Here is a 14597-nt window from a genome sequence, read left to right as displayed (position 1 = left end):
ATAACAGCCCGAAACCTTATTCGGTATCTTCGCTGTCCTGCGCAGGAGAAGAAGAACCCTGCGCGCTGCTGCCATGATGGTAGTTACTACCCGTGCCGCCGCCAGTGTTATTGCTGTGATGGGATACCGGACGAGACGGAACAACTGTAGAAATAGCGTGCTTATAGACCATCTGACTGACCGTGTTTTTCAACAGGATCACGAACTGATCGAAAGATTCAATCTGACCTTGCAGCTTAATACCATTCACCAAATAAATAGAAACTGGAACACGTTCCCGACGCAATGCGTTCAGGAACGGATCTTGTAAAGATTGCCCCTTAGCCATTCTATCTTTTCCTTATATGCTTGTTTTGTACTTAGAACCTTGCGATTCTGAAAAATTGCGCACGATACGACTCAATTGTACACATTCAGTGAGCGATATCACCAACAACCTCAATCACTTCGTTTAACGCCTGTTGCGGTTTTTCACTGTCTAACCAGTGAACACCGTCCCAACCGCGCAACCAGGTGATCTGGCGCTTCGCTAACTGTCTCGTGGCGCAAACACCTCGATAAACCATTTCATCATATGAAATCTCGCCTTCAAGATATGACCACATCTGGCGGTATCCCACACAACGAACGGAAGGCATATCCGTATGCAAATCTCCACGGGCAAATAGCGCCCGCACTTCTGCTTCAAAATCTGAAGCTAACATCTGATGAAAACGCTGCTCAATTCGTTGATGGAGCAGTTCACGGCTCGCCGGGGCGATGGCGAACTGATGCACCTGATACGGCAGAGCGTCTCCTGACGTTTGCGTCAGTTCCGTTAAAGTTTTACCCGAAATGAAAAAAACTTCCAGTGCCCGGGAAAGCCTTTGCGGATCATTTGGATGGATCCGTGCTGCGGCAACCGGGTCAATCTCGGCCAGTTGCTTATGCAAAACGTCCCATCCCTGCTCTGCCGCCTGCTGCTCAATTTTTGCTCTTACTTCCGGATCCGCTGATGGCAGAGGTGAAAGCCCCTCCAGCAACGCCTTGAAATAAAGCATGGTTCCGCCAACCAACAGCGGTATACGTCCCGCCGCCGTTATCTCGGCCATCTCGGCTAACGCATCACGGCGGAAATCCGCTGCGGAGTATGCCTGAGCCGGGTCGAGAATATCCAGCAAACGATGCGGTGCCGCACGCAGTTCGTCTGCGTCAGGCTTCGCCGTGCCGATGTCCATCCCTCGGTAGATAAGGGCAGAATCGACACTAATCAACTCTACAGGCAAAACTTTACGCAACTCAATGGCCAGTGCCGTTTTGCCGGAGGCCGTGGGGCCCATTAAAAAAATCGCCTTTGGCAGGCTCGCCTTGCTTACGTCAATCATGTTTCAGGGCATTCATCGCCGTTTGTAAATCAACAGGTTGTAATAACCCACCTGGCGGTGTCTTCACCAGATGCGGACAAAGGCGTTCAACCTCCGCCAGCACGCTAATGGCCTGCGCCATACTCCACGGCGCATGTTCGCTTGCCAGATGGCGGGCGATCCACTGCGCGGTGTTGGCGGCATCAAACGACGTTTGCTGCGCCAGGTAGCCTATCAGTTCAGGAATCAAGTTTTGTAAATTTTGTTGGCGTAAGGGTAAAGGCACTGCGCGAATGGTCACATGTTGTGGTTCGAGCACCATTTCAATGCCCATCTGCGCCAACAGGGCCTCTGCGCGACGCAGTACCCCTGTTTCTTCAGGGGATATTTTTAGCCGAACGGGGATCAGCAGCGGTTGTGCACAGGCCGCGTTTTCACCCGGAGTAAGCTGCACTTGTTTAAGCCAGCGTTCCGCCACCGGCAATGCCAGAAGCATCACGTGGCCTTCGCGCTCCAGCAGCGCCATATCCGGGGCAATAATCGTCAGAACCCGGCCAAAACTCTGGCTGTGGCCATCCAGCGAAGGCGCTGGCACCGCGACAGGCGCTTTGCGCTCCACCGCGGGGGTTTCCAGCAATTTGCGGTACAACGCTCCCTGCTGTTTTTGATAGCCAGGCTGGGCGTTTGGATAGTTCGCTCCCGTTGGGCGCGGTGTGCTACCCGCAGCAGAGAAACGCGGGGCATCCGGCTCACGCGCCACGGCAGGTTCAGCAAAATGGTTCCGGCCCGCTGCAACACGGTTTTCCGGAAACGCGCGCGGGGCGGGTTCTTCTTTTTCCAACGGCAGCGTCGGTTCAGCCTGCTGTTGCAATACGCTCAGCACGCCCTGATAGATAAAATCATGCACCAGACGTGACTGGTGGAACCGCACTTCATGCTTGGCAGGATGGACGTTAACGTCCACCTGGTGTGGATCGATTTCTAGATAGAGCACAAACGCCGGTTGCTGATCTGCACCCAGTTTATCTTCACAGGCCTGACGAATGGCGTGGTTGATGAGGCGGTCACGCATCATGCGGCCGTTCACGTAGCAATACTGGATCTCAGCGAAGGCGGCGCTGCTCGCGTTGGGGTCAGCCACCCAGCCGCGCATGGCCAAATCGCCATGCTGCCACTCAATGGCCAGCGCGTGCTCGAGAAACGGTACGCCGCAGATAGCGCCCAAGCGGCGCTCTTTTTGCCCACCTTCCGCCACGGCGCGGTACTGGCGCATGACTTTGCCGTTATGGCTAAGGTTAATGGTCACGTCAAACCGCGCCAGGGCAATGCGACGAATGATCTCATCGATATGCCCAAACTCGGTTTTTTCGGTACGCATAAACTTGCGTCGGGCGGGGGTGTTATAAAACAGATCCAGCACTTCCAGCGTCGTACCGACCGGGTGCGCCGCTGGTTTAATCGTCACGTCCATATCACGCCCTTCGGCGTACGCCTGCCAGGCTTCCTGCTGTTCAGCGGTACGGGAGGTGAGCGTGAGACGGGAAACGGAGCTGATACTGGCCAGCGCTTCCCCGCGAAAACCGAGGCTAATGATCGCTTCCAGGTCATCAAGAGAGGCAATTTTACTGGTGGCATGACGCGCCAGCGCTAACGCCAGCTCGTCTTTTTTAATTCCACAGCCGTTGTCACGAATGCGAATCAGCTTTGCGCCGCCGCGTTCGATATCAATATCAATGCGGGTGGCCCCCGCATCAAGGCTGTTTTCTACCAGCTCCTTCACCACCGATGCAGGGCGCTCCACCACCTCACCGGCGGCGATTTGGTTCGCGAGCTGCGGCGGTAGAACCTGAATCGGCATGAATTCTCCTTAGTTGGTCGCGGTCATCTCACCTGGCTGCGCTGCGCTGGCCGTCTGGGCGGCACCGCCCTGTGGCGCGGACTGCAGCGGATGCGCATCAAAGTATTTACGCAGACCGTTATAGATCGCTTCGGCAATTTGCTGCTGATAGCTGTCGCTGCCCAGCAGGCGTTCTTCAGCGTTATTACTGATAAAGCCTGTTTCCACCAGAATCGATGGAATATCCGGCGATCGCAGAACGCCCAGGCTCGCATGCTCCGGACGGCGCTTGTGCAATGACCCGATGCCCTGCAGCTGATTCAATACATTTGTGGCGACATCATACCCGACGCGCTGGGAATGACCGAATTGTAAATCCAGCACCGCCTGGCTGAGATACGGATCGGCCTGGCTGTTTGCCAGCACATCACCCGCCCCACCTAACAGTTCGGACTGTTTCTCGTGCTCTTCAAGCCAGTTTGCCATTTCACTGTTCGCCCGACGGTTTGACAGCACCCACACTGAGGCTCCCGTGGCGTTACGGTTTGGCGCGGCATCCGCATGAATGGACACCAGGAAATTGGCATTTTGCTTACGTGCCACATCCGAGCGGCCCATCACCGAGATAAAGTAATCGCCGTCGCGCGTCAGCACGCCTTTAAACATAGGATCGTCGTTTAACAGCGTCCGCAGCTTACGGGCAACCGCGATGGTGACATTTTTCTCCCGCGTACCGCCCGGGCCAATTGCGCCGGGATCCTGACCGCCGTGCCCCGCATCAATGGCGATAATCACTTTATCACCGCTGACCGCGCGACGTGCGCTGGCCGCCGGCCGCGTCACGGTATTGCTGCTGGTAACGCTGGTAATGCGGTCGCTGTCCGTTTTAAACGGATTACGTGCCGGTTCAGATGGGCGCGGGGTATAAACCGGCTCTTCCACGCGTTTCGCCACCACCGGTGGAGGCGGAGGCGGCGGAGGGGCGTCAGCGTTGATGGTAAAGACCACCGTATAATTCGCACCGTTTTGCTGCTTAACCGCTCTGGTTTTACCCTTTTCGGTTAGGTCGACCACCAGACGCAATGACTGGCTATCTTTTGGCGAGCCGGAACGAATGCTTTTAACCAGATTATTGCCGCTGAACTGGAGCGGTAACCCCTGGATAACCCCGGTTTGTTTGATATCCAGCGCCACGCTGTGGCTGTCTGGCTGTGAAAAAGCATATTCCGGATCGCCCATAAAGCTGAACGTGATCCTGGCCTGGCTTTCGCCGTTCGACACCTGAATATCCGACAGGCTTGCCGCCCCGGCCTGCGCGCACAGCAGCACCGTGGCAGCCAATAACCAACCTTTAACGCGACTAATCATCCCGTCATCCCTACGCTTAACCGGCCAGACGCGCCAGTAAGGAACTACCTGATGAGGAAACAGCACTGATGCGTGCCTCACGCCCTTGTGCCTGGTAATCTAAGTGAATTTCGACATCCGGGTCAGGCAACACACCCGCACCTTGTTGCGGCCACTCCACCAGGCAGATGGCATCATTGGCAAAATAATCACGGATCCCCATAAATTCCAGCTCCTCGGGATCCGCAAGGCGGTATAAATCAAAGTGGTACACCATGAGATTTTCAAGGGTGTACGGCTCTACCAGCGTGTAGGTTGGGCTTTTCACATTGCCTTTATGGCCTAACGCCTGCAGAAAACCCCGGCTGAAGGTGGTTTTACCCGCACCTAAATCACCATACAGATAAATGACGGTTGCCCCCTGACAGGCCTGTGCCACGCGTTTGCCAAGATCTAAAGTGGCTTGTTCATCAGGTAAAGAAATCGCTCGATTAGTCATTTTCTACGTCAATCACATCCGGGTTAACAACACGCCGTAGCGTGCAAAAAAGATCGGTGGCCAGCATTCCGCGTGTACCGTAACGTGCCGCCAGCTTATCCGCCGCGACACCATGGGCCACGCAGCCAGCGCAGGCTGCATCATAAAGGGGAAGTTTCTGTCCAAGCAATGCGCCAATGATGCCGGAAAGCACATCGCCCATTCCGCCGCTCGCCATGCCCGCATTTCCGGCATCGACAATGCCCAGCGCCTCGTCGCTGGCGACAACGGTTCCTGCCCCTTTCAGAACGGCAACACCTCCGTAACGTTTTACCAGACGCCGGGCAGAAAGTAAGCGATCGCTTTCAATTTCTGCCACGCTGCAGTTAAGCAGGCGCGCGGCTTCGCCGGGGTGCGGCGTCAGAATGCGATTGTGACGCTTATCAGGATTGATTGCCAGAAGGTTCAGCGCGTCGGCATCCCACAGCATCGGTTTACGAAAATTCTCGACCTTCTGCAGGGCCTGTTTCCCCCAGGCCTGCTGCCCAAGCCCCGGGCCAATGACCACGACATCCGCCCATTCGAGACTCTCTTCAAGCGACTGCGGCGTCAATTCATGCACCATCAGCTCCGGACGGGCCGTAATAATTGGCGCACTATTTTCGATGCGCGTCAGCACCCGCACTAAACCGGCACCGCAACGCAATGCCGCTTCCCCCGTCATGCGGATAGCCCCCGCCGTACCGTGGTCACCTCCAATGATCACCAGCCTGCCGTGATCGCCTTTATGGGACGTCGGGCGGCGCGGCGGTAGCCACTGTGCCAGCAGCGAAGCATCAACGCGCGAAACGTGGGTTTCCTGTCCGGCAAGCCAGCTCTCCAGCCCCAGTGCGTTATGGTGCAACGTTCCCGTGACATCCCGTGCTTTACCGGTAAGCAGCCCCGGTTTCAGGGCGATAAAGGCAACGGTGTGCGCGGCCTGAATCACCGCGCCCGGCGTCGTGCCGGTTTGCGCCATCAGTCCAGAAGGTATATCCAGGGCCACCACCGGCGCGCTGTGGGCATTGGCACGTGCAATCAGGGTGGCAACCGGGTCGCGCGGCGCACTGCGTAGTCCGGTGCCCAGCAGGCCATCAATAATCACATCAATCTCTTCCGGCCAGACGATATCGGTGGCATGAATAACACCGCCCGCGTTCAGCCAGGCTTCCCGCGCCGCACTGGCCTCTTCTGGTAGCGGTTTATCGCTCTCCAGCGCCAGCAACGTCACGTGGATCCCGGCGGCAACCGCCAGGCGGGCGACGACATAACCGTCACCGCCGTTATTGCCGTGTCCGCATAAAATCAGCCAATGCGACGATTCAGGGTGAGCCGTGCAGGCAACGTTAAACGCCGCTTCACCCGCGCGTTGCATCAGTTCATACAGGGTAATGCCGAGGCTATCTGCGGCCTCTTTTTCGGCGTGCCGGAGGTCATCCGCATGCCAGATGGAATGTGGTATACTTTCGGGGTTTTTCTTCACAGTATGGTCCGTCATGTCACAGCCCCTCGATCTCAATGAATTAGCGCAAAAAATTAAACAGTGGGGTGCTGAGCTTGGCTTCCAGAAGGTCGGTATCACCGATACCGACCTTTCCGCCAGCGAGCCGAAACTGCAGGCATGGCTGGATAAACAATACCATGGCGAAATGGAGTGGATGGCGCGTCATGGCATGATGCGTGCCCGCCCACACGAGCTGTTACCCGGTACATTACGCGTCATCAGCGTACGCATGAACTACCTGCCCGCCAACGCGGCGTTTGCTCGCACGTTAAAAAATCCCGCTCTCGGTTACGTAAGCCGGTATGCCCTGGGCCGTGATTACCATAAGCTTCTGCGTAACCGTTTAAAAAAACTCGGGGAAACTATTCAGCAGCACTGTGTGTCGGTGAATTTTAGACCGTTTGTAGACTCTGCGCCTGTTCTTGAGCGCCCGATAGCAGAAAAAGCCGGGCTTGGCTGGACAGGTAAGCACTCACTTATCCTTAGCCGCGACGCCGGATCGTTCTTTTTCCTCGGTGAACTGCTCATAGATTTGCCGCTGCCGGTAGATGGTCCGGTAGAGGAAGGTTGCGGGCGCTGCGTGGCCTGCATGACCATTTGCCCGACGGGTGCCATCGTTGAGCCTTATACGGTGGATGCGCGCCGCTGCATCTCCTATCTCACCATTGAACTCGAAGGGGCGATACCGGAAGAATTCCGTCCGCTTATCGGGAACCGTATCTACGGCTGCGATGACTGCCAGCTGATCTGCCCCTGGAATCGTTACTCGCAGCTTACGGATGAAGACGATTTCAGTCCTCGTAAAGCGCTTCATGCGCCTCAGCTTATCGAGCTCTTCGCCTGGAGTGAGGACTGGTTCCTGAAAGTCACCGAAGGATCCGCCATTCGGCGTATTGGGCATCTGCGCTGGTTACGAAATGTCGCCGTTGCGCTGGGCAATGCGCCCTGGGATGAAGCCAATATTCAGGCGCTCGAAAGTCGCAGAGGTGAGCACCCACTTCTTGATGAACACATAGAATGGGCGATTGCGCAGCAAATCGAGAAGCGTAATGCCTGCGTTGTCGAGGTGCAGCTGCCGAAGAAACAACGGCTGGTGAGAGTGATTGAAAAAGGGCTTGTACGGGATGCTTGATATATTCACAGCCTGTGAATAAAAATAAAAACTCAAGCGCCATCGGGGCTGGCAATGAGGTCAAGTGATCTAAATAACATTTTGAAATGAAATTTACTTCATTAAATTCAGTATTTTAAGAAGATATTATTCACCCTGCTAATTTTCTTCTGGTCTGTAACTGAGTAGGGCTTCTGTGGATAACTCTGTTCACAAGAGTATTTCAGATGCAATAGAAAATGTCCCCAACGAAGCATTCCGCTGTGGATAATCTGGAGATGATAAGAATTTGGAGCGGGAAACGAGACTCGAACTCGCGACCCCGACCTTGGCAAGGTCGTGCTCTACCAACTGAGCTATTCCCGCTTGGGTGGTCCGTGCTGTGGAAGCACTTTCAAATTTTGGAGCGGGAAACGAGACTCGAACTCGCGACCCCGACCTTGGCAAGGTCGTGCTCTACCAACTGAGCTATTCCCGCTTGGGTGGTCTGTGCTTTAGAAGCACCTTCAAATTTTGGAGCGGGAAACGAGACTCGAACTCGCGACCCCGACCTTGGCAAGGTCGTGCTCTACCAACTGAGCTATTCCCGCAAATTTGCACTGCTTTTGTTGCTGTCGTAACGTGTATTTCTCTGTCGTTACGGGAGGCGCATTATACGAGAAATCCGTTTAGCTGCAACCCCCCTAAAAGCGTTTTTTGTGAAATTCAGTTCAAGTGATGGAATATTCATCGCTTTGCACGTTTTTACACCATTCATGCGTTCTGTAGGCCGGGTAACGCGCAACGCCCCCGGCAACCGCCTGAATTACAGCTTAATAAAGTTCTCGCGATAATACGCCAGTTCGGCCACGGACTCACGGATATCGTCCATGGCCTGATGCGTTCCCTGCTTTTTAAAGCCATCCAGGATTTCCGGTTTCCAGCGACGCGCCAGCTCTTTCAGGGTGCTCACATCCAGATAGCGGTAATGGAAGTAAGATTCCAGCTCCGGCATGTACTTAAACAGAAAACGGCGATCCTGACCGATGCTGTTACCGCAGATAGGTGATTTGCCCGCCGGAACCCACTGTTTCAGAAACTCAAGCGTTGCCAGCTCCGCCTCGCGATCGCCCATGGTGCTAGCCTTAACGCGCTCCACCAGCCCGCTCCCCGTGTGGGTGCGCACGTTCCACTCATCCATTAACGCAAGCTGGTCGTCGGACTGATGAACCGCGATAGTCGGCCCTTCCGCCAGAATATTCAGGTTGGCATCGGTCACCAGGGTTGCAATCTCAATAATGCGATCGCGCTCGGGATCCAGCCCGGTCATTTCAAGATCGATCCAAATCAGGTTGTTTTCATCCGCGCTCATGTTATTTTCCACCCTTCTCGCATAACCGGCTGTAGCAGGTTAACTAGTATTAATTAGAGTGTATCATAGAGGTTTTGCCCCTTACGGGCGACCAGGAGCCAGCGCGATTGAGTAAAAATAAACTCTCCAAAGGGCAGCAGCGCCGTGTGAATGCCAATCACCAGCGCCGTCTTAAAACCACTTCGGAGAAGGTCGATTACGACGACAACCTGTTTGGCGAACCGATGGAAGGCATCGTCATCAGCCGTTTCGGTATGCACGCCGACGTGGAATCCGCCAACGGTGAGATTCACCGCTGCAACATCCGCCGGACGATTCGTTCTCTGGTGACCGGCGATCGCGTGGTCTGGCGCCCGGGTAAAGAAGCGGCGGAAGGCGTCACGGTAAAAGGCATCGTTGAGGCGGTCCACGCGCGTACGTCGGTACTGACCCGTCCCGATTTCTACGACGGGGTTAAACCTATCGCAGCTAACATTAACCAGATCGTTATCGTCTCGGCGATTTTGCCCGAACTTTCGCTCAATATTATCGACCGATACCTTGTCGCCTGTGAAACGCTGCAGGTTGAACCGATCATCGTACTCAACAAAATCGATCTGCTCGATGAAGACGGTATGAACTTCGTCAACGAGCAGATGGATATCTACCGTAACATCGGGTATCGCGTTCTGATGGTTTCCAGCTATACCAAAGATGGTCTGAAACCGCTTGAAGAGGCGCTTACCGATCGCATCAGCATCTTTGCGGGACAGTCCGGTGTGGGCAAATCAAGCCTGCTGAACAACCTTCTCGGCCTCCAGCAAGAGATCGTGACCAACGATGTGTCTGATGTTTCTGGCCTGGGCCAGCACACCACAACCGCGTCACGCCTGTATCACTTCCCGCACGGCGGCGATGTCATTGACTCCCCGGGCGTGCGTGAATTCGGTTTGTGGCACCTTGAGCCGGAACAAATCTTCAACGGATTTGTCGAATTCCATGATTATTTAGGCGCTTGCAAATACCGCGACTGTAAACATGACAATGACCCGGGCTGCGCTATCCGTGAAGCAGTCGAGAAAGGCGAAATAGCGGAGACCCGCTTTGAAAACTACCACCGCATTCTCGAGAGCATGGATCAGGTAAAAACGCGTAAAAACTTTTCTGATTCTGATAACTGACAACTAAGCTAAGCATCGCTAAAATCGTCCCCTTTTTTCAGGTTCCGGCGCTTTGCGGCCGGATCAGGAACGACAAAACAATGGCCTGGAGGCTACCTTGTTAAACTCATTTAAACTTTCGCTTCAATACATTCTGCCGAAACTGTGGCTCACTCGCCTGGCGGGCTGGGGCGCGAGCAAACGAGCGGGCTGGCTGACCAAACTGGTCATCGACCTTTTCGTAAAATACTACAAGGTCGACATGAAAGAGGCGCAGAAGCCGGATACCGCCAGCTACCGCACCTTCAACGAGTTTTTCGTCCGCCCACTGCGCGACGACGTGCGCCCGCTGAATACGGACCCTAATGTGCTGGTGATGCCTGCAGATGGCGTGATTAGCCAACTGGGTCACATCGAAGACGACAAAATTCTGCAGGCGAAAGGCCATAACTACAGCCTGGAAGCGTTGCTGGCAGGTAACTACCTGATGGCGGATCTGTTCCGTAACGGGACCTTCGCGACCACCTATCTCTCACCGCGCGACTATCACCGCGTGCACATGCCGTGCAACGGCATCCTGCGTGAAATGATCTACGTTCCGGGCGATCTGTTCTCCGTGAACCACCTCACGGCGCAGAACGTACCTAACCTGTTCGCCCGTAACGAACGCGTCATCTGCCTGTTTGATACTGAATTCGGCCCTATGGCGCAGATTCTGGTGGGCGCGACCATTGTCGGCAGCATTGAAACCGTCTGGGCTGGCACCATCACCCCACCACGTGAAGGCGTGATCAAGCGCTGGACCTGGCCTGCCGGTGAAGAAGAAGGCTCTGTCGCCCTGCTGAAAGGTCAGGAGATGGGTCGCTTCAAGCTGGGCTCAACCGTTATCAACCTGTTTGCACCGGGTAAAGTTAAGCTGGCCGAACAGCTTGAAAGCCTGTCGGTCACCAAACTGGGTCAGCCGCTGGCCGTCTCTACCGAAACCTTCGTAACGCCGGTGGCAGAACCTGCACCGTTGTCCCAAGAAGAGATCGACGCCGAGCACGACGCCAGCCCGCTGGTTGACGACAAAAAAGACGAAGGCTAATAACAGAAGGATCGCTGACGTGCGCCCGATTATCGTTCTACTGATGGCCTGGTGCCTCAGCATGGGGGCGTACGCAGCGACAGCCCCCGACGCAAAACAGATAACCCAGGAACTGGAGCAGGCAAAAGCGGCAAAACCCGCTCAGCCAGAGACCGTTGAGTCGCTCCAGTCCGCCCTGAACGCGCTTGCGGAGCGAAAAGGCTCCCTTGAGCGCGCGCAGCAATATCAGCAGGTTATCGACAACTTCCCGAAACTCTCGCAAACGCTGCGCTCGCAGCTCAGTAATCTGCGTGATGAACCGCGCGATATACCGGCGGACATGTCTTCTGATGCGCTGAATCAGGAGATCCTCCAGGTCAGCAGCCAGCTTCTGGAAAAGAGCCGTCTGTCTCAGCAGGAGCAGGAACGGGCGCGTGAAATTGCCGACTCGCTCAGCCAGCTTCCCCAGCAGCAAACCGATGCCCGCCGCCAGCTTAATGAAGTTGAGCGTCGCGTTGGCACGCAAAGCGGCAACACGCCGCAAGCGCAGGCGCAGAATCTGGGACTGCAGGCCGAATCTGCTCGCCTCAAAGCCCTTGTCGATGAACTGGAGCTGGCGCAGCTCTCCGCCAATAACCGCCAGGAGCTGTCGCGGATGCGCTCTGAGCTGGCGCAGAAGCAGAGCGAACAGCTGGATGCATATCTGCAGGCCCTGCGTAATCAGCTTAACAGCCAGCGGCAGCGCGAAGCCGAGCGTGCGCTTGAAAGCACCGAACTGCTGGCGGAAAACAGCGCGAACCTGCCCAGCGGCATCGTTGAGCAGTTTAAGGTCAACCGCGAGCTCTCTGCGGCGCTGAACCAACAGGCGCAGCGTATGGATCTGGTGGCCTCGCAACAGCGTCAGGCTACCAATCAAACCCTGCAGGTCCGCCAGGCGCTTAACACGTTGCGTGAGCAGTCCCAGTGGCTAGGGTCATCAAACCTGCTGGGTGAAGCGTTACGCGCGCAGGTCTCACGCCTGCCGGAAATGCCCAAACCGCAGCAGCTGGATACCGAAATGGCTCAGCTGCGCGTGCAGCGACTGCACTTTGAGGATCTGCTCAACAAACAGCCGCAAATCCGCCAGATCCGTCAGGCTGACGGACAGCCGCTGACCAGCGAGCAGAACCGCATTCTGGAAGCCCAGTTGCGTACCCAGCGTGAACTGCTGAACTCCCTGCTCCAGGGCGGGGATACGCTGATTCTGGAACTGACCAAGCTCAAGGTCTCTAATAGCCAACTGGAAGATGCGCTGAAAGAGGTGAATGAGGCAACGCACCGTTATCTCTTCTGGACCTCCGACGTGCGGCCGATGACCTTCTCGTGGCCGATTGAGATTGTCCAGGATCTGCGCCGCCTTATTTCGCTGGATACCTTCAGCCAGCTGGGCCAGGCCAGCGTGATGATGCTCACCAGTAAAGAGACCATTTTCCCGCTGCTGGCCGCGCTGATTCTGGTGGGCTTCAGCATTTACTCGCGCCGGTATTTCACCCGATTCCTGGAACGCTCCAGCGCCCGGGTGGGGAAAGTTACGCAGGATCACTTCTGGCTGACGTTACGCACCGTCTTCTGGTCGATTCTCGTCGCCTCACCGCTACCGGTCCTGTGGATGACGCTTGGATATGGCCTGCGGGAAGCCTGGCCCTACCCGCTCGCGGTGGCCATTGGCGATGGCGTCACTGCCACGGTGCCACTGCTGTGGGTGGTAATGATTTGCGCCACGTTCGCGCGGCCCAACGGTTTGTTCATCGCTCACTTCGGCTGGCCGCGTAATCGCGTTGCACGCGCCATGCGTTACTACCTGATGAGCATCGGACTGATTGTGCCGCTGATTATGGCGCTGATCATGTTCGATAAACTCAACGACCGGGAATTCTCAGGGTCGCTGGGCCGCCTCTGCTTTATGCTGATATGCGGGGCGCTGGCAATTGTCACGCTCAGCCTGAAACGCGCCGGTATTCCGCTCTATCTGGATAAATCCGGTAACGGCGACAACATGTTCAACCGGCTGCTCTGGAACCTGCTGCTGAGCGCACCGCTGATTGCCATGCTGGCAGCGACGGTGGGTTACCTGGCGACCGCCAAGGCGCTGCTGGCGAGGCTTGAAACCTCGGTGGCGATTTGGTTCCTGCTTCTGGTGGTGTATCACGTGATACGCCGCTGGATGCTGATCCAGCGCCGCCGTCTGGCATTCGACCGTGCCAAGCACCGGCGGGCAGAGATCCTCGCCCAGCGTGCGCGTGGCGAGGAAGAGCCAAACCATGTCAACAGCACAGAAGGCACGACGGAAGCTGACGAAGTCGAGCTGGATCTGGATGCCATCAGTACCCAATCCCTGCGACTGGTACGCTCCATCCTGATGCTGATTGCCCTGCTGTCGGTGATCTTCCTGTGGTCGGAAATTCACTCCGCGTTTGGCTTCCTGGAAAACATCTCCCTGTGGGACGTAACGTCCACGGTACAAGGTGTGGAGAGCCTGGAGCCGATTACCTTAGGCGCGGTGTTGATTGCCATTCTGGTGTTGATCATCACCACCCAGCTGGTGCGTAACTTCCCGGCGCTGCTGGAGCTGGCCCTGCTGCAGCATCTCGATTTAACCCCGGGGACGGGATACGCAATTACCACCATCACCAAATATCTGATCATGCTATTTGGCGGGCTGGTCGGCTTCTCAATGATTGGCATTGAATGGTCGAAACTGCAGTGGCTGGTGGCGGCACTTGGTGTGGGGTTAGGGTTTGGCTTACAGGAGATCTTCGCCAACTTTATCTCTGGCCTGATTATTCTGTTCGAAAAACCGATTCGTATTGGCGATACGGTAACGATCCGCGACTTGACCGGCAGCATCACCAGGATCAACACGCGCGCCACCACGATCAGCGACTGGGACCGTAAAGAGATCATCGTGCCGAACAAGGCGTTTATTACCGAGCAGTTTATCAACTGGTCGCTGTCAGACTCCGTCACGCGTGTGGTGCTGACGGTACCTGCGCCGTCGGATGCCAATAGCGAAGAGGTCACTCAGATCCTCTACACCGCCGCGGAGCGCTGTTCATTTGTGATCGACAACCCGGCGCCGGAAGTGTTCCTGGTGGATTTACAACAGGGGATCCAGATTTTCGAACTGCGTATTTACGCCGCCGAAATGGGACACCGTATGCCACTGCGTCATGAGATCCACCAGCTGATTCTGGCAGGGTTCCGTGAGCACGGCATTGATATGCCGTTCCCACCGTTCCAGATGCGTCTGGAAAGCCTGGACGGGCGTAAAACGGGAAGAACGTTAACGTCAGCGGCGCGCACACGCCCGGCAGGAAGTCTGTAACCCTTCTCCCCTCCCTTC

The 14597-nt window shown here is 55.9% G+C and carries 11 protein-coding genes and 3 tRNA genes; 4 read left to right on the top strand and 10 right to left on the bottom strand.

From position 1 onward, the window contains the following. Positions 1 to 16: 16 nt before the first annotated feature. The 6 genes from hfq to nnr form a co-directional block, all read right to left on the bottom strand. Entirely contained in the window at positions 17 to 328 is a 312-nt protein-coding gene (hfq, locus tag AAIR21_RS15695; RefSeq protein WP_014168311.1) for an RNA chaperone Hfq, read from the bottom strand. Between the two features lie 85 nt (positions 329 to 413). After that, positions 414 to 1364, bottom strand: a complete 951-nt coding sequence (gene miaA, locus AAIR21_RS15690) for a tRNA (adenosine(37)-N6)-dimethylallyltransferase MiaA (protein ID WP_014168310.1) — start codon at positions 1362 to 1364, stop codon at positions 414 to 416. Next, positions 1357 to 3201 (bottom strand): DNA mismatch repair endonuclease MutL, encoded by a 1845-nt coding sequence (mutL, locus tag AAIR21_RS15685; RefSeq protein WP_025206257.1) that lies wholly within the window; start codon positions 3199 to 3201, stop codon positions 1357 to 1359. Before mutL ends, miaA begins: the two co-directional genes overlap by 8 nt. Positions 3202 to 3210: 9 nt before the next feature. Continuing rightward, a complete protein-coding gene (gene amiB / locus AAIR21_RS15680; RefSeq protein ID WP_014168308.1) occupies positions 3211 to 4548 on the bottom strand; it encodes an N-acetylmuramoyl-L-alanine amidase AmiB in 1338 nt (445 codons plus the stop codon). 16 nt (positions 4549 to 4564) lie between these two features. Next, on the bottom strand, positions 4565 to 5026 hold the full coding sequence (tsaE, locus tag AAIR21_RS15675) for a tRNA (adenosine(37)-N6)-threonylcarbamoyltransferase complex ATPase subunit type 1 TsaE (RefSeq protein WP_020882947.1): 462 nt from the start codon (positions 5024 to 5026) through the stop codon (positions 4565 to 4567). Further along, positions 5019 to 6542, bottom strand: coding sequence for a bifunctional ADP-dependent NAD(P)H-hydrate dehydratase/NAD(P)H-hydrate epimerase (nnr, locus tag AAIR21_RS15670; protein ID WP_183516821.1), 1524 nt, complete (start codon positions 6540 to 6542; stop codon positions 5019 to 5021). The genes tsaE and nnr overlap by 8 nt, the downstream gene beginning before the upstream one ends. Between nnr and queG the strand changes: the two genes are divergently transcribed. Beyond that, positions 6541 to 7680: a tRNA epoxyqueuosine(34) reductase QueG gene (gene queG, locus AAIR21_RS15665; RefSeq protein WP_183516822.1), complete on the top strand. Its 1140-nt coding sequence runs from the start codon at positions 6541 to 6543 to the stop codon at positions 7678 to 7680. The two genes, nnr and queG, sit on opposite strands and share 2 nt — an antisense overlap. Positions 7681 to 7949: 269 nt before the next feature. On the opposite strand, the gene AAIR21_RS15660 is transcribed toward queG, so the two are convergent. From AAIR21_RS15660 to orn, 4 genes are all read right to left on the bottom strand, one after another. Beyond that, positions 7950 to 8025 (bottom strand) — tRNA-Gly (locus AAIR21_RS15660). 36 nt (positions 8026 to 8061) lie between these two features. Further along, positions 8062 to 8137, bottom strand: a tRNA-Gly gene (locus AAIR21_RS15655). Positions 8138 to 8173: 36 nt separating this feature from the next. Further along, a tRNA-Gly gene (locus tag AAIR21_RS15650) sits at positions 8174 to 8249 on the bottom strand. A gap of 215 nt (positions 8250 to 8464) precedes the next feature. Continuing rightward, on the bottom strand, positions 8465 to 9010 hold the full coding sequence (gene orn / locus AAIR21_RS15645) for an oligoribonuclease (protein WP_013095280.1): 546 nt from the start codon (positions 9008 to 9010) through the stop codon (positions 8465 to 8467). Positions 9011 to 9117: 107 nt separating this feature from the next. Between orn and rsgA the strand changes: the two genes are divergently transcribed. The 3 genes from rsgA (at position 9118) to mscM (ending at position 14579) form a co-directional block, all read left to right on the top strand. Further along, positions 9118 to 10170: a small ribosomal subunit biogenesis GTPase RsgA gene (gene rsgA / locus AAIR21_RS15640; RefSeq protein ID WP_020882951.1), complete on the top strand. Its 1053-nt coding sequence runs from the start codon at positions 9118 to 9120 to the stop codon at positions 10168 to 10170. A gap of 97 nt (positions 10171 to 10267) precedes the next feature. Then, positions 10268 to 11236 (top strand): archaetidylserine decarboxylase, encoded by a 969-nt coding sequence (asd, locus tag AAIR21_RS15635; protein WP_020882952.1) that lies wholly within the window; start codon positions 10268 to 10270, stop codon positions 11234 to 11236. Between the two features lie 19 nt (positions 11237 to 11255). Beyond that, on the top strand, positions 11256 to 14579 hold the full coding sequence (gene mscM, locus AAIR21_RS15630; RefSeq protein WP_183516824.1) for a miniconductance mechanosensitive channel MscM: 3324 nt from the start codon (positions 11256 to 11258) through the stop codon (positions 14577 to 14579). The last annotated feature ends 18 nt before the right edge of the window (positions 14580 to 14597 follow it).

The organism is Enterobacter sp. PTB, assembly GCF_051130085.1.
Lineage (GTDB): Bacteria > Pseudomonadota > Gammaproteobacteria > Enterobacterales > Enterobacteriaceae > Enterobacter > Enterobacter ludwigii.
Note: the sequence above shows the minus strand (reverse complement) of the source record. Positions and strands in the feature narration are given on the sequence as shown.

Excerpts from the sequence above, each read along its gene's own strand:
- nnr (WP_183516821.1), bottom strand. The coding sequence starts at position 6,542 with ATGACGGACCATACTGTGAAGAAAAACCCCGAAAGTATACCACATTCC.
- amiB (WP_014168308.1), bottom strand. The coding sequence starts at position 4,548 with ATGATTAGTCGCGTTAAAGGTTGGTTATTGGCTGCCACGGTGCTGCTG.
- mutL (WP_025206257.1), bottom strand. The coding sequence starts at position 3,201 with ATGCCGATTCAGGTTCTACCGCCGCAGCTCGCGAACCAAATCGCCGCC.
- tsaE (WP_020882947.1), bottom strand. The coding sequence starts at position 5,026 with ATGACTAATCGAGCGATTTCTTTACCTGATGAACAAGCCACTTTAGAT.
- hfq (WP_014168311.1), bottom strand. The coding sequence starts at position 328 with ATGGCTAAGGGGCAATCTTTACAAGATCCGTTCCTGAACGCATTGCGT.
- orn (WP_013095280.1), bottom strand. The coding sequence starts at position 9,010 with ATGAGCGCGGATGAAAACAACCTGATTTGGATCGATCTTGAAATGACC.
- queG (WP_183516822.1), top strand. The coding sequence starts at position 6,541 with ATGTCACAGCCCCTCGATCTCAATGAATTAGCGCAAAAAATTAAACAG.
- miaA (WP_014168310.1), bottom strand. The coding sequence starts at position 1,364 with ATGATTGACGTAAGCAAGGCGAGCCTGCCAAAGGCGATTTTTTTAATG.